Here is a 26137-nt window from a genome sequence, read left to right as displayed (position 1 = left end):
GGTTACTGACATTGTAAATTGGGCGGCGGAGCCTAAGACTTTTCCTTATGATGGCGATGAAACACCAAATAGGATAACCATATTAGGATTAAAATGATACAACTTACCCATAACCCAGGAATCTGATCAGGGTACAGAGGGGCAGATGCTAAAATTAATAATATTAAGCTGAATACTATCCAAGATAAGTATGGATATCCAGGTGCTTTATACTTAAGTTTTTCAGGGCAGTTCTTTAATAATTCACTTCGGTAAAAATAGTAAGTGGCGGAAACACTCATCCAATTAATAAGTGCAAGGACACCACTTGCGCTTACCGTATATATGAATACTTTTTCAGGCAGGACATAAGAGACAAAGACAGTAACCAGCAAGGTGAATCCGCTGAGCAGCACAGCATTTGAGGGTACGCCTTTACTGTTTTGGTATGCGATTTGCTTCGGAGCCTCATTATGTTTTGCGAGTGATAGAAGCATTCTTGAAGAACTGTAGATCTGAGCGTTAAGTGATGATAGTGCTGCAGTCAGCAAGATAAAGTTTAGGAGATCTATAGCAAAAGGGATGTCTAACATGCTAAATACGGAAACAAAAGGACTTACATTATTATTGAGTATCTGCCCTGGTAGTAAGGCAAGTAAGAGCACTGTCGAGATTGTATATAAGCCTACGACTGTGCAAGAGACAATTGTAGCTGCCCGAGGCACGGTGCGTTCGGGGTTTTCCGTTTCTGTGATGGCTAAGCCGATGATACCAGTTCCAGTGTAGGCAAACAGTACAACTATCATGGAGGAGAAAATACCGCTAATCCCCGATAGTGGTTCTGTAAGTACTATAGCAAACTGGGAAAAGTTTTCACTTGCAGACCCTATCGAAAGGCCGAAAGCCATCATTATCCCTACTACTATGAAAAGTACGAGTGTAATAATTTTTATGGAGGCCAGCCCAAATTCTACACGGCTTAAGCCTTTGGCATCAAATAAATTTATTGTGATCACTAGCACTGCGAAAATCAAACTTAGTATCCACAAAGGGATGGAAGGAAACCAGATACGCGTAAACAGTGCACAGGCAGTCACTTCGCTTGCCATTCCGAGTACGCCGCTTGTCCAGAACATCCAACCTATGATATATCCCCACCAGCGGCCGAAGATTTGTTGCGCATGGACCTTAAATGAACCTGGCGCGGGATTTGCAATAGTCATTTCGGTAATGAAGGATACCTCGCAAATCATAATGATACCGCCCAGAAAATATGCAATAGGGGCAAATACACCTGCAATATCAATTACGGTACTACTCGCAAGAAAGATACCTGATCCAATAATATTCCCTAAGGCCATAATAATAAACTGGGATTGGTTAAAACCATGAGTCGCTGGTTTGTTGGTATTGGCACATATATTACTAATTTTGAACCTCAAAAAGCTTGTTAAATTTATCGCCATTATAGACTCCTTTTAGGCTTAGTTTTTGAAAGTAGAATAGTAGTTATACTGATGAATTGGTCTTTTGGTTAGTCAATTAATTCAGAAGGTATCGCCAACCTCATTTCCAGCTTATTATGCACTCGCTGGGAAGAACTGTAAACGTCAAAATGCCGTCACCTTGACATATGTCAATCGGGGACGGCATTTACTTTACAATAACTTGGTCAGGCTTTTTTCTTTTAGTGAGAAAGATTTAAGTATGTAGGTTGAATTTAGAGAATTAGGCTGTAAAATAAAAATGATGTCTTATTGACGCGGCGTAAGTAACAATGCGAAGATTTAATTAAAAAATAAAAGGAGCTGGGGATATTGGAAATAAAAAATTTGGAGTTAAGCATACAATTGCGCCATGATTTGCACCAGCATCCAGAACTTTCGAATCAGGAATCTTGGACCAAACAGTATTTAATCTCTTTCCTCAAAACAAATACAAAATTGGAAATTGTAGACAATGGCCATTGGTTTTACGCGATTTATCATGCAGGCAAGGAGAAAGAGAATATTGCGTTTCGTGCGGATTTTGACGCCATTCCGGTGCCGGAAACCATCGACATACCATATGCTTCACGATTTACCGGAGTATCTCATAAATGTGGCCATGATGGTCATGCTGCTTCGCTTGCTGGGTTAGCATTGGAAATTGATCAGAAGGGTGCTGACAAAAATATCTTTTTCCTTTTTCAGCATGCTGAGGAAACGGGAGAAGGTGCTATCCAATGTGCCTCTTTTATTAAGAAACATAACATCAAAGAAATTTTTGCGTACCACAATCGTAATGGTATGGTGCTCAAATCTATCAACATAATCGACGGAACTAGCTTTTGCGCATCCAAGGGGATGATTATCCACATGGAAGGGTCACCGGCTCATGCCAGCGAACCTGAGAAAGGAGCAAATCCTACTTTTGCTATTGCTAAGATCATTGATGCCATACCGGGCTTAACCTCGGCGGAGAATAATAAGGGAATGGTTCTGTGTACCGTTATTCAGGTAGACATAGGGGAAAGAGCCTTCGGCGTAGCTGCAAGTAAGGGGGATCTACTTTTAACAATCCGTGCGTTATATGAAATAGAATTGAATAAACTTCAGGAAAATCTTGAAAATCTTGCTCTGACCCAAGCTGAAAAATACAACCTAAAGGTAAGTTTCTCTTACAATGAAGTTTTCCCAGAAACTGCAAATCATAAAATGAGTTCTGATAAGATTCGGCAAGCTTGTAAAAATAAGGGTTTTCAACTCATCGAAATGAAGGAAGCTTTTCGTGCATCCGAAGATTTCGGCCACTATCTCAAGCAGACCAACGGCGCAATCTGCTTTATCGGTACAGGCGAGAATTATCCGCCCTTACATAGCTGTGAATACGATTTTCCGGATGAAATCATTGAAACCGCAGTTGAACTGTTCAAGGGACTTGCTGAACTGTAAAAAAGGTACAGGCTGTCGCCGTACCTTATCTATTTTGTTCAAAGCATGAGGTTTCCGGAATTTTATTTTAGGATCCTTCGCCGTGACGCTCGCCAGTATGATTTTGATTTTTTACTTTCTTAGATCCTGAAAGTGGTTCAGGTATATTGTTATCATTATTCTTTGTACGCCTAGGTGCATTTGGCGGATCTACAGGGTAAGTTTCGGGTTTTGTCATGTTATCTCCTCCTTATGATTTGCCTTATTACATATCGTACGGCGCCTTACTTGGTTTTATCCGTGGAAGATTCGAGGGGAATTGGTGTTTTTTTCAACACAAGAACACTTTGACAAGTTTGCACAGAATTGCGGACACAGTGATCGAAAATGCCGGGTGCAAGTTGCAGTCTATTCCACGTAAATATCTGAAGTTATAAAGGATTTTATGTATTTGTATGGAAGTATTTGTTTTGTTCTATTTCATTATATCATTCCCCAATATATATACTAACAGCTGAGGAGCGTGTTATATTATGACAAATGAGAAAGTGAAAAAAGTATCACCATCCATTGATGAGTGGCTCAAAGAAGCAAAAGCTGATCCATCGGCCTTACAAGAAGGTATGTTTTTAGTTCATAATGGCGTTGTTCGCCAGACACCTAAAGCCCAGGTTCGCCAAGGGCTTGATGACGGCTCGCTGGTAAAGGGAATGGAGTTTGCGTATGATGCCGCGAAAGTTGATGCAGCGATTGCTGAAACATATAAAATGGAAGGTATCTTCTATATTAAGGTTTGGCTGAATGAAGGCCAGCTTACCCTAGGCGATGATATAATGTATGTACTGATTGGCGGCGACATCAGGCCGCATGTTATTGATGCCCTACAATTCCTGGTTGGCAAGATCAAAAACGAATGCGTTACGGAAATCGAACAAAAGCAGTAAACGGCACTGTAACTTGTAGTGCGGAGTGCAGATCGAAAATTAGTTACTAATTGGGGAAAATGTGGATACCAGCGAAGCTGTCAAAAATTCTGCTTGCCGGATTACTTGCGCCCGTGCTGTTAGCTGGCTGCCGTAGTGAAAGCCGGATTTGCAACCAAACTGATAAAACAAAAAATTATGGATTGGGGTTGAAGGATTATAAGTGGAATAAATGGGGGATGTTTGATTTGCGGCGCGCCGTTAGTGTACAACGATCAAGCGGCAGAAATGGAATGTGCAGGCTGTCATAAGATGCTTTTCAGCCATGCAAAATGCACGAATGGGCATTATATATGCGATGGCTGTCATGGCTCGGCAGGCGTGCTGGCCATACAATATGCGTGCAACAAAACCGTCTCGAAAAATCCACTGGAAATAGCGATAGAATTGATGAAAAGCCCTGTTATCAATATGCATGGGCCTGAACATCATGTGTTGGTAGGTTCTGCACTGCTTGCCGCGTATCGCAATAGCGGTGGGGATATTGATTTAAGGAATGCATTGCAAGAGATGGTAAAAAGGGGGGGGGATGTGCCGGGCGGGATCTGTGGTTTTTGGGGTTCTTGCGGGGCGGCAATAAGCTCTGGTATGTTTATCAGCATCATTACGAAATCGACACCGCTTAGTACCGATACATGGGGATTGAGCAATCTTATGACTGCGGAAATATTAAAGAAGATCGGTTCTATCGGTGGGCCGCGCTGTTGTAAGCGTAATTCATTTATTAGTATTAAAACTGCCGCGCGGTTTGTCAAAGAACATTTAGGGGTAACGATGGAGTTGCCTGCTGAAATTAAGTGTACTCATTTTTTAAGAAATAACGAATGTCTTGGTAAGAAATGCCCATTTTTCCCAGAATAATCATCGTGATTTGTTAATGGGTTTTCAATGTAGGAGAAAAAAATAATTTGATTGCAAATTATTTTTTTATTGCAATCGATAGAGCGTCGCTATATAATGGAATCAGGTTCAAAACACACTGCAAAACTGGAATAGCAGTTTTGCTCTTTTTTTGATCATTATAATTGCAAGTATATTATTAATTGCAATTACTGGACTTATATAAGCATCATTATAAAAGGAGAATAAAAATGAGTTATTTAGAAACAGCACATGAATTGTACAAAGAGGCATCGCAAGAGGTACAAGAAAACCTTTGCTGTGTAGAAAAACCAGCGCAACTTTTACCGGAATTGACAATCCCAAGAGAAATGTCGAGCATGGATTATGGTTGTGGAACGACAGTGCATTTAGGCGAGTTGTCGAGCAATGAAACGATTCTTTATGTGGGAATTGGCGGTGGAATGGAAGCATTACAGTTTGCTTATTTTACGCGTCGTCCTGGGGCGGTTATTGCAGTAGACCGGGTAGTGGAAATGATGGAAAAAGCGAAAGCAAATTTTAAAATTGCTGAACAAATGAATCCTTGGTTTAAGTCCGAATTCGTAAATGTTGTACGCGGTGATGCGCTAGACTTGCCTATACCCTCAGAGTGCGTAGATGTTGCGGCGCAGAATTGTTTGTTTAATATTTTTAAGGAAGAGGATTTGCTGATTGCATTAAAAGAAATGTATCGTGTATTGAAACCGGGTGGTAGATTATATATTTCCGATCCGATTACGACCCAGCCTATACCGGAGAGCTTACGCAATGATGAGCGTCTGAGAGCGATGTGTTTATCTGGTGCGCTATCGTTTGACGCATATGTGCAAAAAGTTATCGAAGCTGGCTTTGGTGAAGTGCAAATACGCGCGCGTCGTCCATATCGGTTGCTTGATAAGGAAACATATAGTATAGACGATATTTTATTGGAAACTTTGGAATTGGTCGCCGTTAAAGTGCTATGCAAAGAAGAGGAAGCAGAGGTTTTTGCTGGAGAAACCGCTATTTATAATGGAAAAGAAATAGCGTGCATTGATAATGTTGGACAAGTTTATAAGAGAGGGATTCCCGTATCTGTCTCGCAGAGAATAGCAAAGCGATTACGTCAGCGTGATGATTTTGTGGTCACGCCACCGACTTATCATTATATTGGGCACAAGTCAGCAAATAGTAGTTGTTGCTGTTGTGGATAACATTTGCTAAGAATGGAAGGGAAGGAAAAAACAATGCGTGAATTCCTGGGGGAATTTTTTGGGACTTTTTTGATGGTTTTATTCGGCTGTGGATCGGTCGCCGTATCGGTACTGTTTAATTCACATCAGGGGCTTTTTCAGATTGCATTGATTTGGGGCTTGAGTATTGGCTTAGCAATCTATGCAACTCGGTCACTGTCGTGTGCACATTTTAATCCAGCGGTAACCTTCGCAATGGTTGCAAGTAAAAGAATGAAGGCAAGCAAAATTCCGGTATATATTAGTGGACAATTTTTGGGTGCTTTGCTTGCTGGCTTTTTACTGTATCTATTTTTTGAACCTTCAATTGCCGCCTATGAAACAGCACATCATATTGTTAGAGGAACTGCTGAATCTATGAGCACTGGCAAAATGTTCGGGGAGTATTATCAATTACCAGGCAGTACGGCGATTGTTTCCATGCCACTTGCCATGTTGGCTGAAGGATTTGGTACCTTCCTGTTAGTTTTAATGATTTTCTTTTTGACAGAGGGCTGTAATGTTGGTCGTCCAGATAATAATTTAGCACCTCTATTTATCGGTTTGACAGTATCCTCCTTGATTTGCTTGATTGCACCATTAACCCAAGCCGGTTTTAATCCGGCGCGTGACCTTGCGCCGCGGTTAGTTGCATGGATGGCGGGCTGGGGGAGCTATGCCTTCCCTGATCAGAGTGGCGGATTCTTCTACGTATACGTGCTTGCACCGATAGTAGGTGGATTGGTTGCTGCCGTACTATTTAACTATATAGTAGAACCATTTATGAAAAAAGAACAAAAATCCTGTGAGTCTTGCTAAAAAAGTACATAGACAACAATGAAAGCTTGAGAATGGGGGAAAAGGGAAATGACAACAAAGTTAGTTTTAGTTGGTGGATTTTTAGGCGCGGGCAAAACAACACTTTTAGCAAAAATGGCAAGTATAATGACAAATGAAGGTAAAAGGGTTGGCTTAATTACCAATGACCAAGCGTCTGCTTTAGTAGATACGGCGTTATTAGAGCAACTAAGTGATAATAAAGAAAGTGTAGTGGAAGTAAGTGGAAGTTGCTTCTGCTGCAATTTCCCAGGGTTCAAAAAGGCGGTGTCACATTTAAAGGATAAGCTTGCTGCTGAAATTATTATTGCAGAACCGGTCGGAAGTTGTACGGATTTATCTGCAACAATTTTACAACCACTCAAAAAATATGCCGAAGATACTTTATCAATCGCACCACTGTCGGTATTGGTAGATCCAAAGCGCCTCACAAACATTCTCGATAAAAAAACAGGTGATTTGCATCCGAGCGCAGCTTATATTTTAGAAAAACAGCTTGACGAAGCAGACAAAATTGTTATAAATAAAACCGATTTGTTACCATCGGAGGCGTTAGAAACCTTAAAAAATAGAACCATTGCCAGATGGCCGCAAACTTCTGTTTTTGCTATCAGCGCTCAGACAGGTGCAGGCGTAAATGAATGGATGACCGACGTGCTAGCGCAGCAAAAGGCTGGTATTCGTCTAGCTGAAGTGGATTATGATGTTTATGCTGAAGGGGAAGCAGTGCTTGGTTGGCTCAATACAAGCTTAGAAGTAAAAGGCAATCAAATTGATTGTGACGCATTACTCCAGTCGTTATTAAGCAATTTAGGAAACCGCTTTGATGAAATGCAGGCTCCGGTCGGACATGTAAAAGCGCTTATGATAGCTAAAAATAAAGTAGTTGTTGGCAATATCACGGGTAAGAAAGACACGTTGCAAGTTCGCGGATCTGTTGGCAAGACAGACGAAGCAAGTCTCACAGTGAATGCACGTGTAGAAATGTCACCAGAAGAATTAAAAGCAATCGTTTTGGATGAATTTTACAAATTGTGTAAGGATGGAATTGAAGTAAAAGAAACTGCATTAAAATATTTACAACCTGATCGTCCAAATCCAACATATCGTTTTGATTCGGTTGTGTGAATAGAATAAAATCGGGAAATCTTACTTCTTTTTTGGCCAATCAAATCTCACCTCCACCTTAGATATAAGAAATATTATATCTAAGGTGGAGGTTCTGTTTTATGAAAGAGCCCTTTAGCAGATTGTACACTATTGCCGTCCTTCGCTCCTAATTATTGCAAAGCTAATGCCGTTACCAATTGACATAAGTACTGGGCGAGTAATTTAGTTTCAATGCGAGTGGTTATGAAATAATTGATCAGGGGACGTTATACCTATAAATTAGTTAAGCGGAAGGTTGCAGACAAAACTTATTATATGAGGAGTTAAAAAGATGAAATTACTATTTGCTGAGGATGATAAGAGGTTAGGTAACCTTGTTAATCAAATGTTGGTACGACAAGATATAGAAGTTGATTGGGTTTATACTGGACAAGCTGCTTTAGACTCCGCTCGCAAAGAAAGCTATGATCTTATAATTCTAGACTGGGTAATGCCTGAGCGAACGGGATTAGAGGTCTGCCAAGAATTAAGGGCAGAAGGTCATCAAGGTGGAATACTAATGCTCACGGCAAAAGATACAGTAGATGATTTAGTTACTGGCTTAGAGGCGGGGGCCGATGATTACTTGGTTAAACCATTTAAATTTAAGGAATTGTTAGCTAGAATCCGTGCCTTATCACGAAGAAGCATTGTTGCAATAAAAGAAGAAATTACTAGGGCTGCCGATCTGGAATTAAATAGAACGACAAAGTCAGTTAAAAGAGGTTCTAGGACCATACAATTGACGGGAAAAGAATTCCAGCTTATGGATTTACTAATTCAAAATTACGGAAGAGTTCTACCCAAAGAAATTATTTTAGACCGTATTTGGGGATTAGAGAGTGAAGTGTCCCCTAATAACCTCGAAGCCTTCGTACGCCTACTCCGAAAGAAAATTGACTGTTCCGGTGAGGTGGCACTTATCCAAAATATTCGCGGTGTAGGTTATAAAATGGAGGCAAAAAATGTTACCTAATATTCGTAGAAATTTAACTACCTTATATACGCGGGTATTTGGATTATTCTTGCTTGCGTTTATAGCAATTGTCTGTTTAGGTATCATCTGGGGGATATACGTCGATATAACAGACGAAATTCGAGTTCTAGCCCGCGAGGTAGTCCGCGAGCAGAGGGAAGTAATTGTGCAGCATTTTCAGACGGCAAATATCCCACCCCAAGAAACGCCCATAGAAAATGATTATGATATAAGTGGACAAGTTTTTTATTATTTATTTGACCGTAATGGGCAATTAATTAAGGTTGACTTGCCTATTCCAATTTTACGTGATATAGCTGAGGAACAGGTTATACACTGGGATTCATCAAAAAGCACTAAAATTGCTGTGGTAGCGTTACCAACGGGTGGGACAGCAATGCTAGCTTTTGCTCAGCAAAAAATTTATCATAACGATACTACGCTAGGTACAGTATATGTCGGTAGAGACGTTACGGCGTACGCCCGTGTGCTAGTGCACGGTATATTTACCCTAATTGGCGTGGCTGTTTTGTTTTTAATTTTGGCTGCGGTAATTGGGAGTTTTCTTGCAGGTAAGGTAACTCTCCCCATTGAGCAATCGATAATTAGGCAGAAACAATTTGTTGCGGATGCATCTCATGAGCTTAGAAACCCTCTTAGTGTACTTCTAAGCTCTATCGAGGCTATAGAAATGGATAGTGACAGTACTTTATCGCCATTCGCAATGCAGATAATAGTTGATGCACAAGATGAGTTTTTCCGTTTAGAAAGAATAGTCAATGATTTATTGACGCTTGCTAGAGCAGATACAGATGAAATTAAAGCAAAACGGGAACAATTCTCTTTAAATTTAGTAGCTGATCAGGTGCTTCGATCTTTCGTTTCTGTGGTCAAATACAAAAAAATTACTATCAAGTTTGATGTAACTAGAACAGTTGAAATGGTTGCTGATCCTGAGCGAATTCATCAGCTTCTTTATATATTGATTGATAATGCAATAAAATATAGCTCTCACGGTGGCGAAGTTCAGATATATTTTGATCAAGTTCAACATGGTTCAACTCTGTACACTGAAATAGTAGTGGGTGATACGGGTCCGGGTATTCCTGTTAACTTGCAAAAAAAGATCTTTCAACGCTTCTTTCGGGTTGATCAGACCCGATTAAATAACATTGAGGGAGCTGGATTAGGATTATCAATTGCTAAATGGATTGTTGATATCCATCATGGTAGGATCAATGTTGATAGCGAACCGGGCAAGGGTAGTCGCTTTGTTATTTTAATTCCTGATGCTTAACTATGTTCTTCTATCGATTATTGATTTTTCAACAAAATTTCAGTTTTGTTTGTTAGACTTAGTTTCAAGAAATATTCTCTTAACCAAGCTATATACCTTACAGAATGTGTGCAGTTAGAAATGAGGGAGAAAAAGAAATGAAAGTCTTAATTGATAGTCAGCCACTATTGCAGACCAAAACCGGTATAGGTTATTACTGTTACAACCTTGTCAATACATTACAAAGAATTCAAAGCGGGGATGAATTTGTAGCACTCTATAACAAGAGTAAAATGCCTCCTAAGGGTGTTCATGTAAGGGGAGAGGAATTGCATATTAAGTACCCCTACAAGGGCATTAGAAATATAATGGGACCTCGGCTACTATACAATATTCCACTGGAAAAATTCGCTGGCGGTTTTGATGTTTATCACGGAACTAATTTTGCTATTGTCCCAACTGCAAAAGCAGCAACCGTAATAACTATACATGATATGGCATTTAAGCTTTTCCCAGAAACAATAGGTCGCTCTAACCTTCGGTATCTTACTAATTGGCTTAAGTATATGGTTACAAAGAGTACCAAGGTCATTGCCGTTTCAAAAAATACAAAAAAGGATATTACTAATTTTTTGAATATAGATCCAGGGAAAATTCATGTTACTCCGCTGGCCGCTGACAGCATATACCGTCCTATATCTGAGGATGATAGTTATATGGATGTAGTCAGGGAGAAATATGCTCTTCCTAACAAGTTCATTCTTTATTTGGGAATGTTAGAGCCGCGTAAGAATCTTACAGCCTTAATTGAAGCATATAAGCTGGTTTCAGACCGTACAGGCTGTGAACATAAGCTGGTTTTAGCAGGCAAAGCGGGTTGGCTTTGTGATAGCATCTATGAGAAAATTCAAGTTTTAAACTTATCTGCTAAGGTTATTTTCACAGGTTATGTGGATTTGCACGATCTGCCATACTTTTATAACTTGGCTACTGTCTTCGCCTATGTGTCCAAATATGAAGGATTTGGATTACCGCCGCTTGAGGCCATGCAATGCGGGACTCCGGTTGTAGTTTCAAATGTGGCATCATTACCAGAAGTTGTTGGAGACGCTGGGTTATTTGTTGAGCAGAATGATGTTAACGATATTGCCATGGGAATAGAAAAGGTTTTAGAAAGTCAGGCGTTGCAGAAAATCTTACGGCAAAAGGGAATAAGGCGAGCTGCTGAATTCAATTGGAAAGCGACTGCTCAAAAAACGATAGAATGCTATAGAGCTGCTGCTGAGGAGCGGGATCTCCGGCTCGGAAAGAGTTCGTAGAGTATGGATAGGATCTATCGTTTTTATAGAAGGCTATACGGGATGTTGAGTCTACCTAAAATGTACAATATAAACGTAAAGGTGGAGGAAAATACTATGAAAATGCTTTTGATTAACCTCATGTATATAGGTGATCTGATATTTATGACACCCGTTATCCGGGATTTAAAATTGCATTATCCAGAAATTGAACTCTCCATATTAATAGATAGAAAATACGAGGAATTATTACGGTATAACCCGTATATTTCAGAAGTCATTTCAATAGATAAAAAAGGAGCTGATTCTGGTCTTGCTGGATATTATCGAGTTATTCAAGATATAAGAAAACGAAGATTTGATATTGTAGTGAACCTCCATGGTAATGAGCGTTCAACAATTTTCACTTTATTTAGCGGAGCTAGGTACCATAGTGGCTACGCCCCTAAATTATTAGGGAAGTTTCTCGGCTCATTTGTAGATTTAAATCGTAATGTGCATCAAGTGGAGGCTTATCGTCAGACTCTGAAAGAGACAATGGGGATTAGAGAAAGTGCCGGCGGTATGGAGATTTATACCGGTTCTGAGGCCTTGCAGCATGCGTCGGTTATGTGGCAGGAAATATTTAAATCATCCCCTTGCCAAGTGATTGGTCTAAATACAGGCGGAAGCTGGCCGACTAAAAGATGGGGGACACAACAATTGGCTAAACTTGCCGACATGATTCTGGCTGAAGGGTATGGTATTGCCTTTTTTGGTGGACCGATGGACAGGGACGATGTTGCAGCGATAATTTCCAAAATGACAATTCGTACTAACAATGCCCCGATAGGTGTATTCACGGAGAGGACCAGCTTGCTTGAATATGCTGAGCTTGTAAAGAAATGTGCTGTTTTGGTTAGTGGTGATTCTGGCCCCATGCATATAGCCGTAGCCCAAAGAGTTCCCGTAATCTCAATATTTGGACCATCCGATTCAGTCCGATATCGGCCATATGGTAAGGGCGTAGTAGTAAAGGCAAATTTAAAATGTTTAGGCTGTGGCCGTCACCAATGCAATGATCATGCTTGTATGAAAGAGATACAACCTGAAACAATCTTAGATTATGTAAAATTCTATACAGCATCCTGCGTAGCGTGAATGAGAAAAGGCCCAAGTCCGGAATGTTGCTTGGTTAATGTGAACCGTAACAGCTATTACTTTTTAATAACCCACCCCAAATATATTAGCAAGAGCTATTGCTTGTTCGGGAGCGATTATACAACTATATGTACCACTGGTAATTCATGGGGAAGATTTGGCGCTTTCAATTTGGTTTTAGTAAATGCTTTGACCATGTATATTCCTCCTGGTACCTTAAACCGATATATTTGGTGATCAACAGGAGCCGCTATTTATCTGCATTTTGCAGTTAGATAGCGGCTCTTTGTTTTATATAGATATATTTTCTCCCTCCACCGCAAACAAAAGGAGACACAGGGGGGCTACTACATTGATAGCAGGTACGGATTTTTTGGTTAGGCATCCTAATAAATTTGTAAGATAAAGAAAAATTCTAAATTATTTCTATTTACAATTAAATTAAACCATGAGATAATATTGCCATAAACATAGGATGTAGTATGTAGTACGTCCTAAAAATAAGGGGGCTTTACAATGAAGGTAGCTTTGGTTTATACAGGTACTACACCAGAACTGATTGAGTTGGTAGAAAAAGAGGTTCGGCAATTGCTTCCGAAAGATACTGAGATAATCAGTAATCAGGACCCGTCAATTATTGCAGAAGTCAGAGAAGCCGGATATGTCACGGCACCACCGGCGGCTAGACTTGTTAGCATGTTTATGAAAGCAGTATGTGATGGGGCAGATGCAATTCTCAATATTTGCTCATCAGTAGGCGAGGTAGCTGATGCCGCACAAGATATTGGCAAATATACTGGTATTCCAATCGTACGTATTGACGAGGAAATGTGCCGGGAGGCTGTAAAAGAGGGAGATCGTATCGGTGTTATGGCTACATTGTCAACGACGCTGACGCCAACAAAGAACACTATCATGCGGGTAGCACGGGAAATGAACAAGCATGTAGAATTAGTTGATGTGTTAGTTGACGGCGGTTTTGGCCTTGATCAAGAACAGTTCAAAGAACTGATGACGAAATATGCAGGAGAAATCTGTGACAAAGTTGATGTTATTTTGTTTGCGCAAGGTTCGATGGCTTACTGTGAAGAATATATTCATCAAAAATATGGTAAACCAGTTTTGTCTAGTCCGAGATTCGGTGCGTTAGCACTTAGAGAAGCTTTAGTGAAACAAGGTTTACTAAAATAACGCGTGCGTTCCTAAGTCAGTTCCTTACAATAAATTTATCACAAATAAAAATAGAGGTGCCGTCCACGGCCAATAAGCCGGACGGTCGGACCTCTGTCTGTTGATGATAAAAGTTTTGCATTAAATCAAAAAGGAGCGAAACAAATGATAGAAAAATTAGGAAAAATCGTCAAGTTTATCACAAAATTTTTCTCGTTATGGATTATTTTGGGCGTTATTGCCGCCTATATGACTCCTGAAACATTTAAGCCATTATCCAAATATGTTGGCTATTGTATTATGGCGGTTATGCTGAGTATGGGGCTTACTGTATCAGTGAACGATTTTAAACTGATTTTTTCGCGACCTAAAGACGTATTCTGGGGTATTGTTTTGCGGTATATGATCATGCCGTTTATTGCTTTCGGATTAACTAAGTTGCTTGACTTACCGCCAGCTTTAGCTGCGGGACTTATCCTTGTAGGATGTTGTCCGAGTGGAGTAGCCAGCAATGTTATGACATTTTTAGCTAAAGGGGATACCGCGCTTTCGATAACGGTTTCTACCATCAATACAGTTATAGCGCCGTTTATTACACCGTTTATGTTTACATTTTTGGTTGGCTCCATAGTTCCCGTTAATGCTTCGGCTATTTTAATGGATATTTTGAAGATTGTTCTGGTTCCGGTATTTTTAGGGGCCGTTATTCGGGCGGTTGCTTCTGAGTTTGTTGATAAGATTATGCCGATTATTCCAATTGTATCTGTTATTGCTATTTTTGTTACCACTAGTTCGGGGTTTGCACTCAGTGCCGGTTCGCTGGCTAATGTTGCTTTAATTGCTGTTGCAGCCGTAGTTCTCCATAATATCCTTGGTCTTACAACAGGCTATTGGGCTGCGCGTGGGGTAGGAATGCCTCATTTCAAAGCCAAGGCTATTTCATTTGAAATAGGCATGGAAAATGGCGGTTTGGCAATGGCGTTGGCAATAGCTCATCTTGCCCCGTTAGCTTTTATACCGGCTGCCATATTTAATTTGGTACACAATCTTACCGGACCAACATTGGCAAGCTACTGGCGCGAAAAAGAAGAAAAAAAAGCTGCTGCAGAAGCCGGAAAAAGTGTTGTAGAATCTTAAGACTTACTTATCGATAGATAAGCAACTACAAACAAGGGGTTGATTATGTTGGAAAATATTACACTCGCCTTGGCGAAAAAAATAGGTAATTATGCTGAAGAGATCGTTGCGAAAGAATATGGGGCGAAACCATTTAGCGTGGCGGTTTGTGATAAGGATGGATTTACCGTTTTGTTCAATAAGCAAGATGGCGCCAAATTATTGACGATAAACCTTACGCCTAATAAAGCGTATACAGCTGCCAGAATGGGGGTAAGTACGGCTGATTTCCTGGCACGGTTGCAGCGGGATAATCTAAATATATCGTATTTTGCTGATGATAAATTTGTGGGGCTGCCAGGTGGTGTGCCAATATATAATAATCAGCAACAGATCATCGGTGCAGTCGGCATCGGCGGGCTGAAAGAAGATGGCGAGGTTGCTGCCAAAGTGGCTGCGGCGGCGATTAATTTATAAGGAAGTGTAATCGAACGTTTTAAACCAGTATCGTATCACATAGTGTCTTATGATTGTATTGGACCGACGTATGATGTTATACTGAAACAACAAAATATCAGCGGGAGGTCCATATGGTAAAAGAAACTTTTTTAAAAGAAATAGGCGGCAAATCTGTGGTAGAGCAGATTGTAGATAATTTTACAAACGCTATCATTAATGGTGAGTTGAAGCCAGGCGATAAGATTCCGACTGAGAACGAACTCTGTGTATCTATGGGGGTCGGTAGAAATTCTGTTCGTGAGGCAATTAAGATATTAGTAGCTTATGGTGTTCTTACAATCAAACGGGCAGAAGGAACCTTTGTAAACCAAGGTTATGACAGTAAAATGCTATACCCTGTTCTATATGGAATTATTTTGCAAAAGGATTCTGCGAATCAAATTGTGGAACTTCGAAAAATAATTGATGTCGGGATACTCCAATTGGCGATAGATAAACTGGATTTGGACTCTTTGCATAAAGCGGAACAGGCGACGCAGGATCTTGAAAAGAAGATTACGGCAGCAAACGTTGAAGCCAAAGATATATTTGAAGCAGATATAGCGTTTCATATGGCATTGGTCGATATTACCCAAAATGCCTTATTGAAAGGAATCGGCTTTTATGTAGATCAAATTACCAGAAAATCCAGAATGAAAGCGACAGAAACGTTTATCAATGAACAAGCTACAGAGCAGTTTCTGCAAATGCATAAGGATATGCTGCGGGTTGTAAAAGAAAAAGACAGGGATCAGATTAATGAAGTAGTAGAAACCCATTATCGGTATTGGGAAAAAGTAAACTTTTAAGGGGCATTCACAATGCTGGCAAATTTAAAAGACATCCTCAATGAAGCTTATGTCAATAACTATGCGGTAGGTTCCTTTAATAGCTACAACTATGAAACCTTTAAAGGAATCATCGATGCAGCAGACGAGACAAAAATACCGGTTATTTTGGCTTTTGGTGCCAAGTACCTGAAGAATATGTCATTAGAAACGGCATATTCCATTGCAAAGAGTCTGGGAGAGGGGAGCGAAACACCAATTTGTTTGCATTTGGATCATTGTAATGATCTAGCCACAGTGTTTCGCGCCATTCGTACCGGTTTTGGCTCAGTCATGTATGACGGTTCGGCATTGCCGTTTGAGGAGAATGTAAAAAATACAAAACTGGTTTGTCAGATAGCGCATGCTTGTGGTGTCTCGGTGGAAGCTGAGCTGGGATGCCTGGCGGCTGGAGAACGTTCTCATGAAGGCTCGGTGTCAGATGTGGAAGTCTATACCGAACCTATGGCAGCGAAGCAGTTTGTGGATGCGACACAAGTTGATGCATTGGCTGTTGCGATCGGAACTGTGCATGGAATGTATAAAACAGTACCTAATATACGCTTAGATATATTAGAAAACATTAATAAGCTGCTGACAATACCACTTGTATTGCATGGCGGATCAGGGTTATCCGAAAAGGATATTTTAGGCTGCATAGCCAAAGGCATAGCCAAAATTAATGTCAATACGGAAATCTCTGTTTATGCTGTTGAAAAGACAACAGCGTTTTTAGCCAATAACCAGCCGCATTTTTCGGAGTTGTCCTTAAACCAGGTTGGTTATGTGAAAGAGATTGTAAAAAAGTATATATCATTTTTTAATCGGCAGTGTCTAGCCGCTAGTGATAGGTAAGTCTGTTAGGGGAGGGGAAAAATGGATAAGGTAATGATTTCAGTTGCTCCGGTAGCTGCTACAGATAAAAATATAGTTCCGGAAAAAATAGCTGAAGATGTTTTGAATTGCTATAAGGCAGGAGCTGCTATGGTGCATTTGCATGTACGCGATGCCCAGGGAAACCTGACTACAGATATGAGTCTCCTGGAGGAAACACTGCAGTTGATTCGTAAGGATTCTGATATCATCATTGAAGTGTCAACAGGTGGTGTTTCTAACCTGACCATAAAGGAGCGTTGTGTTCCCGTGTACTCGGATTTGGTAGAAGCCTGTTCTTTGAATGTTGGTTCCACCAATTTGGGTAAGGCTGTCTATTGCAATCCAATTGATGATGTGGAATACTGCGTCCGCGAGTTATTAAAAATGAAAAAAACACCGGAAGTGGAAGTATTTGAAATTGGCCATACTTTTACGATGAAAGAACTTATGGAACAATATGATTTTTGCAATCCCGTTCTTTTTAGTATTGTTTTGGGGCATAAAGGAGAAGCTCCAGCCACGCCGCAAGCATTAGCTGCTATGATTCAAATGATTCCACCGGGGGCTCTTTGGGGCATCACTCATGCCAACAGACGGGACTTTTCCATTATTGCGGCGGCTCTGGGAATGGGGGCCAGTACGGTTAGAATTGGCTTTGAAGATAGTAACTATCTGGATACTAATACAGTAGTCGATACCAATGTTCCCTTGGTAGAAAAGACTATACGGCTTCTTAGAGCTATGGATAAAGAACCGATGAGCCCGGCTGAGGCAAGACAACATTTTAATATCGTCAGTAAATGAATAGGATTGAGGAAATGAAATCACTACAAAAGCTTAGTGCTGATATTTTACAATCATATCCGACGGTAAATGAAGATTATGTTCAGACACTTTTAGTACAGGCTGTCCAGGATGATCCACATAAAATCATTGTGCTGGATGATGACCCAACCGGCATTCAGACTGTGCATGATATTTCCGTGTATACGGATTGGTCTTACGAAAGTATTAGCAACGGTTTTAAAGAAAAAAACAAAGTCTTTTATATTTTGACGAATTCGCGCGGCTTTACAGAAGAACAGACAAGTAAAGCGCAGCAGGAAATCGGTGAAATGATTGCTCAGGTCGCTAAAGAGCAGCAGCAAAAATATTTAATTGTTAGCCGCAGCGATTCCACTCTCAGGGGCCATTATCCATTGGAAACAGTAATTTTAAAAGAACAGTGCGAGCGTTATTCTGGCCTAAATGTCGATGGTGAAATTATCTGTCCCTATTTCAGGGAAGGCGGACGCTTTACGATCGACAACATTCATTATGTGCAGTATGGGGAGTTTCTTGTTCCGGCTGGCGAAACTGAGTTTGCTAAAGACAAAACATTTGGCTATCAATCGTCGGATTTAACCGAATACATTGAAGAAAAATCACAAGGCCGCTATAAGAAAGAACAAGTTGTAACGATTTCCCTGCAAGAGTTGCGGGCATTCAACATTGAGAAAATTGTTGACAAACTGATCCATGTAACAAATTTTGGAAAAGTAGTAGTCAATGCTATTGATGCCTGTGATGTAAAAGTATTCTGTATAGCCTTTTACCACGCACTTGCGCAAGGAAAGTATTTTCTGTTGCGTACCGCTGCCGGTATTGTAAAAGAATTAGGTGCTATTGCGGATAAGCCGCTTTTAACAAGACAAGAGATGGTAACAAGCAGTGGCGCTACTGGCGGAATCATTGTTGTTGGTTCCCATACTCAGAAAACAACAAGCCAAGTTGAGCAATTAAAAACTGTCGCAGGAATACGGTTTATTGAGTTTGATTCTGATTTGGTTCTTGAAGAAGAACGTTTTCAGGAAGAAATTGCCTCAGTCATAAAGCGGGAAGAACAGCTGCTCAATCAGGGGGTTACAGTCGTCGTTTATACCAAACGAAAATTATTAACGTTGGACAATGATTCGAAGCAAGATGCTTTGGCGCGTTCTGTTAAAATATCAGATGCCGTACAATCACTGGTTGGCAGACTGAATGTAACTCCGGCCTTTGTTGTTGCAAAAGGCGGTATCACGTCTAGTGATGTTGGTACTAAAGCGTTAAACGTAAAACGTGCCAACGTACTCGGGCAGATAAGGCCGGGTGTGCCAGTCTGGCAAACAGGAGCAGAAAGTAAATTTCCGCAGATACCCTATGTGATATTTCCTGGAAATGTTGGGGAGCAAAATACACTTAAAGAAGTTGTGGAAATATTACTGGCAAAATAGTAAAACAGGAAATATGGGGGGAGCTTAAAAAGGCCCTATGGACTGGACACGAAAAAAAGTCCAGCTATAGAGGGCCTTTTTATGTTGTAGTATTATCGGGTGGAGGAATGGTATGAGTAAAAGTTGTTTCTAACTACATGGTAAAGGTGACGGACCAGGAGTGGGAGACTACTTTTTAAGGTGATAGGGAATGGTGGTTACCACTACATCTTTCTTTAGTATGAGTAAAGTCCGTAATATCCACCCTGTTTGATTATGAAGGAATCTATGCCACCATCTCTTAGTTTCAAATTCAGGAATCAAAATCGTAATAAAATCTTCAGCAGCTTTATTACTTTGTAACTTTTCAACAAAATGGATGATCGGTTGAATAACAAGACGATAAGGGGAATATACAGTTATCAATCGTACTCCGGGATCCCATAGCTTCCACTTTTCCTCTACCTTACGGCCCATTTCCCGGTCAGTAGTAATGTGTAAAGCAATAACATCTGTACTAATGGAATGAGCGTATCTCATTGTCTGAACTACAACACTAGTGGGACTCGATACGGGGACTACAACTGTATTTTTCCCTTTTGGCCCTTGTTCTAAGGATTCCCAATCAGCAATTGATAAGTGCAATTGCTCAGCCATATCAGTATAGTGCTGTTTGATGGCTTTAAATACGTATATCATAGCAGGAATGAACAGTAGTACAATCCAGGCACCATAAAAAAATTTTGTAATTGCAATAATCAATACAACAAGTCCGGTAATAGCAGCGCCGAAAGCATTTATAATTGCCCGTATTTGCCATTTTGCCCCTCTTTCTCGCTGCCAATGAACAACCAGGGCCGTTTGGGCAATAGTAAAGGAGAGAAATACTCCAATAGCATACAGAGAAATCAAATGCTCTACATTACCGCCAAAGCCGGCAATCAATGCTCCGGCAAATACACTCAAAAGAATAATACCATTAGAAAAACTTAACCGTTCTCCTCTTGTCCCCAAATAGCGTGGCATATAACCATCTCTCGCCAGTATCGATAACAACAAAGGCAATCCGTTATAGGAGGTGTTGGCTGCTAAATATAGTACCAGCATGGTTGCCAGTTGGAGGAAATAGTACATCCAGCCACGCCCTAACGTTTCTTCTGCTAACAGAGAAAGCATGGTTACGTTTTCCTGGGGCAAGATATGATTATGGAGAATTAAAAAGGTAGTTCCGGCCAGCATAATAGCTAACATTCCGGCCATAAAAAAGGTTGTCTTGATGGCATTAGCGGCCTGTGGTTTTTGAAACATGGGAACGCCGTTGGAGATAGCTTCAATACCTGTCATTGAGCTACAGCCACTAGCAAAAGCGCGCAGCAATAGCGCTAATACCATCCAATCAAAGGGCTGCCGCCCAGTAGATTCGGCAGGAATGGCAGGAGCTATACCGGTAAAAGCTTGATAAACCCCTACAATAATTAGGACAAATATGCTGAGTACAAACAGATAGGTGGGCAGTACAAAAACATTGGAGGATTCCCTTACACCCCGTAGGTTAACAATCATTAAGATACCGAACAAGACACATAAATCGATAGTGACTTCTGAACTGATGAGAGCGGGAAAGGCAGAGAGTAAAGCTTCTGTTCCAGAGGAAACACTAACAGCTACTGTCAAGGTATAATCGGCAAATAAAGAGGCAGCAGCAACCAGTGCGGGAAATTCTCCAATATTATTCATGGCTATGGCGTACGAGCCGCCACCCCCGGGATTAGCCTGGGATACCTGGACGTAAGAAATAGTAACAATAGCTAGCAACACTAAAATAGCGGCAGCAACATAGCCAATGTAGCCATAAAGCAGTAACCCCGGTACAGCCAAAGTGACAGCAATTTGCTCCGGTCCGTAACCAACCGACGAGAGCGCGTCGGAGGAAAAGATGGATAGCGCTTTCCACTTGGGCAAATGCTCAGCGGAGAGCTCACGGTTATGCAATGGACGACCAATAAATAACTTTCTTAGCTGATGGTACATATATACGCCTCTCAATCATTGATGTTATTTCCTTTGTAGACAGATATATTGTACCCTTTTCAGTAGCAAAGATGTCGTCAAGAAATAGCCCAATGATGTAAAGAAAGTATAAAGAACCGTGAAACAAGCTGGTTAATGATCCATTAACCGGTAACCAACTCCTGATTCGGTAATAATATGGCGCGGCTGCGTCGGGTTATCTTCAATTTTTCGGCGAAGTTGCCCGATATATACCCGGATATAGTGAGTATCTTCATTGTAGGCCGTACCCCAAACAGCTTTTAATAACTGCTTGTGGGTTAATACCCGTCCCCGGTGCTGGGCTAAAATTTTGATTAGCTCATATTCGGTTGGTGTCAGTTTTATTTCCCTTTCGGCTACCGTTACACGTCTTTGCACCAGATCAACAACAAGATCGCCGCAGGTTATAACAGGCTCATGTTCTGAGGATGCCGCCCGCCTTAGCGATACCCGCATCCTGGCCATGAGCTCTCCGACACTAAATGGTTTAGTTACATAATCATCAGCGCCAGCATCAAGGGCATCGATCTTCTCTTGTTCTTGATCGCGTGCCGTTAACACAATAATGGGGGTTTGTGACCATTCCCGGATCGATTTAACTACATCTTTGCCATCTATATCAGGTAGTCCTAAATCAATGATTAGTATGTCCGGTTTAAAAGTAGCCGTCCGGCTGATACCATCAGCCCCGGTTGCTGATTCATCAATATCGTACCCATGTGCGCCAAGAGCAACCTTTAATAGTTTTCTAATCTGTGGTTCATCATCAATAATCAGAACCCGCATTCCTTTGTGCATAAATTACTTCACTATCCTTTCCGGGATCACGACTTCCTCCGCCACCGGAACTTGAAACCGAATCGTGGTTCCCCCGCTAGGTCTTCTTTCCGCCCAAATCAAGCCTCCGTGCGCTTCAATGATGCCTTTGCATATTGATAAACCCAACCCGGTACCGCTGACATGTTTGGGCTGCTGTATCCGATAAAATTTATCGAAGACCTTGCTAAGGTCTTCTTCAGGTATGCCTACGCCGTTATCGGAAACCGAGATTACAACAGTTCCTGCTTTTGGTTCAGCTCTGATCAGGATTTCACTGTCATGGGGGGAATATTTCAGGGCATTGTCGATTATGTTAATCAAGACCTGTTCTAATAAGACGCAGTCAGCTTTCAACATCGGAAGCGCAGGAGCTACATTCACAGTTAGTGTATACCGCTTTGTTGTTTCTCTAAGCCTGTTAAGCGAAGTTCCTATGATGTCTTCGATATCACACCAATCAATTTTAAGCTGCATCATTCCGCTCTCAAGACGGGCTGTATCCAAAAGGTTAGCTACAATTCGCTCCATTCTTGCGGCTCCGTCTTGAATCGTTTCCAGCAGTTCACGTCTGGCGGCCTTAGAATACATATCTTCCGCTTCCACAAGTGTGGAAACAGAGCCAATAATGGAGGCTAGCGGTGTTCTTAGTTCATGAGAAATAGAGTTAAATAGTGCTGTGCGCAATCGGTCTGCTTCTAAAAGCAAGGATGCGCCCCTGGCCTGTTCTGCCAGCTTTACGCGTTCTACGGCAATGGCCGCCAGTCCGGTCCAGGCATCAATTAGGCGTTTCTCCTCTGGTAGTACATTGTTTTCTTTTACATGTACTCCTAAAACGCCTACAATATTGTCGGTAGTTTTGAGTGGAATATATAAATACATGGCGTCCGAAAGTGTATCAGTCGACCGGCCAGCTGCCTGACCATGTTTGAAACTCCAAGCAGCAGCAGCTATCTCGATTGTTTTTTGCAGAGTTTTCTTATTCCTATTTATTCCCGGATAACTTTCAGCCCGTATAGCTAGCTGTCCTGAATTGTCTGGCAGCATCACAACAACAGATCTACCTACAGTTTCAGCAGCTTGTTTTACTAATTGTTGAGAAATCAGTTCTAAATCAATAATACCAGCAATTTCCCTGCTAAACTGATAAAGAGCACGGGTACTTCGTTCACGTTGACGGGCAGAAGCTGCCTCGCTGCGTAATAACTCTGTTCGACCGCCAATTACAAAGGCCATAATCAAAAAGATTATAAAACTCCAAAGATAGTGAATATCGGCAATTGTGAAAGTCAAAGTTGGCGGTACAAACAAAAAATCAAATGCCGCTAGTCCGCATAGTGCCGTAAAATAAGAAGGCCATCTTCCCCACCAGAAAGCACTCATAATTACCGGGAGCTGGTATAGCAAGGCAATGTTGATGAGTCCCGTTTTTTCCTCAAAAAACAGAGAAAACAGTGTGGCTAACATAGTCATGGCTAGTCCGCCAATATATTGACGCCAATTAAACCCTTCTTCTTTTGGCGTTGTTCGAATACCGTTATCGGGGTCTTGTTCAGCGGCACCCCGGATTACATAAATATTTATACCGTCACTATTTCGAATTAGTTTATCAACTAACGAACCGTGCCAAAGCTCCCATAGACGGCTGTGTTGAGGTTTACCGATAACGATAGCTGAAACATTTTGAACACAGGCTGCTTCAATAATTTCCTGAACAAGATTTTCTCCGACGATTGTCAACGGCTTGGCTCCAAGATCTTCCGCAAGCCGCATATTTCTGGTTACCCTGTCTCGCTCCCTGTCGCCTGCCGGAAAGCGGCGGGCAGGTGTCTCAATATGGACGGCCACTAGTTCAGCCTGTATACCTGCGGCTAACCGGTGTGCAGCTCTGATTAATTGCGCCGAGAAGGGACTGGCACTAACACATACCATTACGCGACCTGCTGCTGGCCATGGTCCCTCTATTTTGTGCTCGTGCATATATTCACTCATATCTTTGTCCACGCGGCTGGCTGTAAAGCGTAAAGACATTTCCCGCAAGGCATTAATGTTACCTGTACGGAAAAATTTACGCATGGCTTGTTCGTTCTGAGGAGGAACATAGACCTTGCCTTCTTTTAGACGCTTAAGCAATTCTTGAGGAGGAATATCAATAAGCTGGACACTAGCTGCTTTTTCAAGAATACGGTCAGGAACGGTCTCTTTAACGATAACCCCGGTTATCTGGGCAACAATATCATTTAAACTTTCGATATGCTGAATGTTAAGTGTTGTATAAACATTAATACCAGCGGTAAGAAGTTCTTCCACATCCTGAAAACGACGGACATGGCGGGAACCAGGAATATTGGCATGGGCTAATTCATCTACCAGGACCAGCTTTGGTTTTCGTTTGAGAATGACATCAATATCCAGCTCAGGGGAAATCTTGCCTTGAAGATTACCAAAGCGTGCCGGTATTTGTGGCAGTCCTTCCAGCAGCCGCTCTGTTTCAGGCATACCGTGTGTTTCTACCCAGGCAACAGCTACATCATAACCTTCATTAAGCCGTTGGTGGGCGGCCTCAAGCATTGTATAGGTTTTACCAACTCCAGGAGCGGCTCCTAAAAAAACCGTCAAACTACCCCGGGGTTCTACTATTTGTTTCATGAATTTCGTAATAGTCCTTTCTGAATTAATTATCTCTAAGTATACTCCTATTTCAAAAGAAAGAGTTGGTGAATTTTATTCTAATCATCTTGACTAAACAGGTGAACAGTGGGACAATACAATACATATTTACTGTTTTAGAATAGGAGTTGTCCAGCATGTCTATTTTTTTTCACATATTGAGTCATAATATTATACCGATATTTTTATTGATCAGTTTAGGATTTTTACTTAGTAAAAAGTTTGATTTACATATATTTAGCTTAAGTAAATTAATGTTTTACTTGTTTGTACCAGCATTCATTTTTGTGAATTTATATACAACAGACCTTAAAGTGAGTATGCTAAAAGTCCTTCTTTTTGGAGTACTGATGCTTATAACCAACGACATGATTGCCCGAATCATTGCTAAATTTCGCAAATATGATCTAGGTCTTACCAATGCTTTTAAGAATTCCATTATGTTTAATAATTCCGGTAATATTGGCGTTTCGCTGATAACCCTTGTTTTCGGTAGTGCTCCGTTTGTAATTGATGGGAAAATGCCCTATCTCAATGAGGCGATCACTGCCCAGATTATTATTCTTGTTATACAGAATATATCTGTAAATACATTGGGCTTTTTTAATGCCGGCAGGGCTAACAGCAGTAAAGGAGATTCTGTTAAGACAATTTTGAAGATGCCTTCAATATACGCCATACCACTTGCGCTTTTTCTCAAAAGTATACAGCTTGATATTACGACAACTCCCCTTTGGTCAACCTTAGAATATCTGAAAAATGGACTTGTTCCAATGGCTTTGATAACCTTAGGGGTCCAACTTTCCAAAACTAACTTCGATCTTAAAAATGTAGATGTTCATCTTTCTGTTTTTATTAAGCTTATCATTGGCCCATTGCTGGCGCTTAGCTATATCCACTTGCTGGGTTTAACTGGTGTTGTTGCCCAAGCGGTATTTATTGCCCACGCGGTTCCTACTGCTGTCAATACCGCACTGATAGCGGTTGAATGTGATAGCTGCTCAGATTTTGCCTCACAGGCTGTCATGCTTTCAACACTTTTTAGTGCCATTACCCTGACAGTAGCTATTTATGCAGCGCAATTTTTATTTCCTGTTTAAAACTTCAGTTTAGAGGGGAGAGCAAATCCTCTCGCTGTCCCTTCCTGACAAATGCGTTTAAAAATACCAATGGAGCCAGGCTGAAACTCTTACGTTTCAACGTGGCCCCATTTTTTTACTTTGTGGGCTTAGAAT

The 26137-nt window shown here is 41.1% G+C and carries 23 protein-coding genes; 18 read left to right on the top strand and 5 right to left on the bottom strand.

All coding sequences use genetic code 11. The annotated features are described in order from the left end of the window. Nucleotides 1-32 precede the first annotated feature (32 nt). Nucleotides 33-1445, bottom strand: coding sequence for an amino acid permease (locus SALPA_RS04855; protein ID WP_145090382.1), 1413 nt, complete (start codon nt 1443-1445; stop codon nt 33-35). Between the two features lie 351 nt (nt 1446-1796). Here SALPA_RS04855 and SALPA_RS04850 point away from each other — a divergent pair, with 351 nt between their 5' ends. Next, nucleotides 1797-2912: an amidohydrolase gene (locus tag SALPA_RS04850; protein ID WP_145090380.1), complete on the top strand. Its 1116-nt coding sequence runs from the start codon at nt 1797-1799 to the stop codon at nt 2910-2912. Nucleotides 2913-2979: 67 nt separating this feature from the next. Here the strand turns inward: SALPA_RS04850 and SALPA_RS04845 are convergent, their stop codons facing one another. Then, nucleotides 2980-3129 (bottom strand): small acid-soluble spore protein P, encoded by a 150-nt coding sequence (locus SALPA_RS04845; RefSeq protein WP_145090377.1) that lies wholly within the window; start codon nt 3127-3129, stop codon nt 2980-2982. A gap of 295 nt (nt 3130-3424) precedes the next feature. On the opposite strand from SALPA_RS04845, the gene SALPA_RS04840 reads away from it, so the two are divergent. The 16 genes from SALPA_RS04840 to SALPA_RS04765 all read left to right on the top strand — a co-directional run bounded on the left by SALPA_RS04840 (nt 3425) and on the right by SALPA_RS04765 (nt 19385). After that, nucleotides 3425-3835 carry a molybdenum cofactor biosynthesis protein MoaE gene (locus tag SALPA_RS04840; protein WP_145090374.1) on the top strand — a complete coding sequence of 137 codons (411 nt, stop codon included), beginning with the start codon at nt 3425-3427 and terminating at the stop codon, nt 3833-3835. A gap of 243 nt (nt 3836-4078) precedes the next feature. Beyond that, complete coding sequence (locus tag SALPA_RS04835; protein WP_255450820.1) at nt 4079-4735, top strand: DUF5714 domain-containing protein; 657 nt, start codon at nt 4079-4081, stop codon at nt 4733-4735. A gap of 230 nt (nt 4736-4965) precedes the next feature. Continuing rightward, a complete protein-coding gene (arsM, locus tag SALPA_RS04830; protein ID WP_145090368.1) occupies nt 4966-5949 on the top strand; it encodes an arsenosugar biosynthesis arsenite methyltransferase ArsM in 984 nt (327 codons plus the stop codon). A gap of 12 nt (nt 5950-5961) precedes the next feature. After that, on the top strand, nt 5962-6786 hold the full coding sequence (locus SALPA_RS04825) for an MIP/aquaporin family protein (protein WP_222427874.1): 825 nt from the start codon (nt 5962-5964) through the stop codon (nt 6784-6786). A 48-nt stretch (nt 6787-6834) separates the two neighbouring features. Continuing rightward, nucleotides 6835-7932, top strand: coding sequence for a GTP-binding protein (locus SALPA_RS04820; RefSeq protein ID WP_145090362.1), 1098 nt, complete (start codon nt 6835-6837; stop codon nt 7930-7932). Nucleotides 7933-8245: 313 nt separating this feature from the next. Further along, the gene (locus SALPA_RS04815; RefSeq protein ID WP_145090359.1) at nt 8246-8929 is read left to right on the top strand and encodes a response regulator transcription factor; all 684 of its coding nucleotides are present in this window, start codon (nt 8246-8248) and stop codon (nt 8927-8929) included. Next, on the top strand, nt 8919-10226 hold the full coding sequence (locus tag SALPA_RS04810) for a cell wall metabolism sensor histidine kinase WalK (RefSeq protein WP_145090356.1): 1308 nt from the start codon (nt 8919-8921) through the stop codon (nt 10224-10226). The genes SALPA_RS04815 and SALPA_RS04810 overlap by 11 nt, the downstream gene beginning before the upstream one ends. Before the next feature lie 137 nt (nt 10227-10363). Further along, entirely contained in the window at nt 10364-11524 is a 1161-nt protein-coding gene (locus tag SALPA_RS04805; protein WP_186450914.1) for a glycosyltransferase family 1 protein, read from the top strand. Nucleotides 11525-11620: 96 nt separating this feature from the next. Continuing rightward, nucleotides 11621-12643 (top strand): glycosyltransferase family 9 protein, encoded by a 1023-nt coding sequence (locus SALPA_RS04800; protein WP_186450913.1) that lies wholly within the window; start codon nt 11621-11623, stop codon nt 12641-12643. A gap of 516 nt (nt 12644-13159) precedes the next feature. Then, on the top strand, nt 13160-13834 hold the full coding sequence (locus tag SALPA_RS04795) for an aspartate/glutamate racemase family protein (protein WP_145090347.1): 675 nt from the start codon (nt 13160-13162) through the stop codon (nt 13832-13834). A 144-nt stretch (nt 13835-13978) separates the two neighbouring features. Continuing rightward, on the top strand, nt 13979-14950 hold the full coding sequence (locus SALPA_RS04790; protein ID WP_145090344.1) for a bile acid:sodium symporter family protein: 972 nt from the start codon (nt 13979-13981) through the stop codon (nt 14948-14950). A 45-nt stretch (nt 14951-14995) separates the two neighbouring features. Next, on the top strand, nt 14996-15406 hold the full coding sequence (locus SALPA_RS04785) for a heme-binding protein (RefSeq protein ID WP_255450815.1): 411 nt from the start codon (nt 14996-14998) through the stop codon (nt 15404-15406). Nucleotides 15407-15519: 113 nt separating this feature from the next. Beyond that, entirely contained in the window at nt 15520-16236 is a 717-nt protein-coding gene (locus tag SALPA_RS04780) for a FadR/GntR family transcriptional regulator (protein WP_145090341.1), read from the top strand. 12 nt (nt 16237-16248) lie between these two features. Further along, nucleotides 16249-17109, top strand: a complete 861-nt coding sequence (locus SALPA_RS04775) for a class II fructose-bisphosphate aldolase (RefSeq protein ID WP_145090338.1) — start codon at nt 16249-16251, stop codon at nt 17107-17109. A 21-nt stretch (nt 17110-17130) separates the two neighbouring features. Continuing rightward, on the top strand, nt 17131-17934 hold the full coding sequence (locus tag SALPA_RS04770; RefSeq protein WP_145090335.1) for a 3-keto-5-aminohexanoate cleavage protein: 804 nt from the start codon (nt 17131-17133) through the stop codon (nt 17932-17934). Between the two features lie 14 nt (nt 17935-17948). After that, nucleotides 17949-19385, top strand: a complete 1437-nt coding sequence (locus SALPA_RS04765) for a four-carbon acid sugar kinase family protein (protein ID WP_145090334.1) — start codon at nt 17949-17951, stop codon at nt 19383-19385. 168 nt (nt 19386-19553) lie between these two features. Here the strand turns inward: SALPA_RS04765 and SALPA_RS04760 are convergent, their stop codons facing one another. The 3 genes from SALPA_RS04760 to SALPA_RS04750 all read right to left on the bottom strand — a co-directional run bounded on the left by SALPA_RS04760 (nt 19554) and on the right by SALPA_RS04750 (nt 24881). Continuing rightward, complete coding sequence (locus SALPA_RS04760; RefSeq protein ID WP_145090331.1) at nt 19554-21395, bottom strand: APC family permease; 1842 nt, start codon at nt 21393-21395, stop codon at nt 19554-19556. Between the two features lie 132 nt (nt 21396-21527). Beyond that, nucleotides 21528-22214, bottom strand: coding sequence for a response regulator (locus SALPA_RS04755; protein ID WP_145090327.1), 687 nt, complete (start codon nt 22212-22214; stop codon nt 21528-21530). A 3-nt stretch (nt 22215-22217) separates the two neighbouring features. Beyond that, the gene (locus SALPA_RS04750; RefSeq protein ID WP_145090324.1) at nt 22218-24881 is read right to left on the bottom strand and encodes a sensor histidine kinase KdpD; all 2664 of its coding nucleotides are present in this window, start codon (nt 24879-24881) and stop codon (nt 22218-22220) included. 158 nt (nt 24882-25039) lie between these two features. Between SALPA_RS04750 and SALPA_RS04745 the strand changes: the two genes are divergently transcribed. Next, nucleotides 25040-26002 carry an AEC family transporter gene (locus SALPA_RS04745; protein WP_145090321.1) on the top strand — a complete coding sequence of 321 codons (963 nt, stop codon included), beginning with the start codon at nt 25040-25042 and terminating at the stop codon, nt 26000-26002. Nucleotides 26003-26137: the final 135 nt, after the last annotated feature.

The sequence above is a fragment of the Sporomusa sp. KB1 genome, assembly GCF_007830295.1.
Taxonomy (GTDB): domain Bacteria; phylum Bacillota; class Negativicutes; order Sporomusales; family Sporomusaceae; genus Sporomusa.
Note: the sequence above shows the minus strand (reverse complement) of the source record. Positions and strands in the feature narration are given on the sequence as shown.

What these genes read in the sequence shown, in the direction of transcription:
- SALPA_RS04855 (WP_145090382.1), bottom strand. Translation starts at nt 1,445, where the DNA reads ATGGCGATAAATTTAACAAGCTTTTTGAGGTTCAAAATTAGTAATATA.
- SALPA_RS04845 (WP_145090377.1), bottom strand. Translation starts at nt 3,129, where the DNA reads ATGACAAAACCCGAAACTTACCCTGTAGATCCGCCAAATGCACCTAGG.
- SALPA_RS04840 (WP_145090374.1), top strand. Translation starts at nt 3,425, where the DNA reads ATGACAAATGAGAAAGTGAAAAAAGTATCACCATCCATTGATGAGTGG.
- arsM (WP_145090368.1), top strand. Translation starts at nt 4,966, where the DNA reads ATGAGTTATTTAGAAACAGCACATGAATTGTACAAAGAGGCATCGCAA.
- SALPA_RS04825 (WP_222427874.1), top strand. Translation starts at nt 5,962, where the DNA reads ATGGAAGGGAAGGAAAAAACAATGCGTGAATTCCTGGGGGAATTTTTT.
- SALPA_RS04820 (WP_145090362.1), top strand. Translation starts at nt 6,835, where the DNA reads ATGACAACAAAGTTAGTTTTAGTTGGTGGATTTTTAGGCGCGGGCAAA.
- SALPA_RS04815 (WP_145090359.1), top strand. Translation starts at nt 8,246, where the DNA reads ATGAAATTACTATTTGCTGAGGATGATAAGAGGTTAGGTAACCTTGTT.
- SALPA_RS04810 (WP_145090356.1), top strand. Translation starts at nt 8,919, where the DNA reads ATGTTACCTAATATTCGTAGAAATTTAACTACCTTATATACGCGGGTA.
- SALPA_RS04805 (WP_186450914.1), top strand. Translation starts at nt 10,364, where the DNA reads ATGAAAGTCTTAATTGATAGTCAGCCACTATTGCAGACCAAAACCGGT.
- SALPA_RS04800 (WP_186450913.1), top strand. Translation starts at nt 11,621, where the DNA reads ATGAAAATGCTTTTGATTAACCTCATGTATATAGGTGATCTGATATTT.
- SALPA_RS04795 (WP_145090347.1), top strand. Translation starts at nt 13,160, where the DNA reads ATGAAGGTAGCTTTGGTTTATACAGGTACTACACCAGAACTGATTGAG.
- SALPA_RS04790 (WP_145090344.1), top strand. Translation starts at nt 13,979, where the DNA reads ATGATAGAAAAATTAGGAAAAATCGTCAAGTTTATCACAAAATTTTTC.
- SALPA_RS04785 (WP_255450815.1), top strand. Translation starts at nt 14,996, where the DNA reads ATGTTGGAAAATATTACACTCGCCTTGGCGAAAAAAATAGGTAATTAT.
- SALPA_RS04780 (WP_145090341.1), top strand. Translation starts at nt 15,520, where the DNA reads ATGGTAAAAGAAACTTTTTTAAAAGAAATAGGCGGCAAATCTGTGGTA.
- SALPA_RS04775 (WP_145090338.1), top strand. Translation starts at nt 16,249, where the DNA reads ATGCTGGCAAATTTAAAAGACATCCTCAATGAAGCTTATGTCAATAAC.
- SALPA_RS04770 (WP_145090335.1), top strand. Translation starts at nt 17,131, where the DNA reads ATGGATAAGGTAATGATTTCAGTTGCTCCGGTAGCTGCTACAGATAAA.
- SALPA_RS04765 (WP_145090334.1), top strand. Translation starts at nt 17,949, where the DNA reads ATGAAATCACTACAAAAGCTTAGTGCTGATATTTTACAATCATATCCG.
- SALPA_RS04760 (WP_145090331.1), bottom strand. Translation starts at nt 21,395, where the DNA reads ATGTACCATCAGCTAAGAAAGTTATTTATTGGTCGTCCATTGCATAAC.
- SALPA_RS04755 (WP_145090327.1), bottom strand. Translation starts at nt 22,214, where the DNA reads ATGCACAAAGGAATGCGGGTTCTGATTATTGATGATGAACCACAGATT.
- SALPA_RS04750 (WP_145090324.1), bottom strand. Translation starts at nt 24,881, where the DNA reads ATGAAACAAATAGTAGAACCCCGGGGTAGTTTGACGGTTTTTTTAGGA.
- SALPA_RS04745 (WP_145090321.1), top strand. Translation starts at nt 25,040, where the DNA reads ATGTCTATTTTTTTTCACATATTGAGTCATAATATTATACCGATATTT.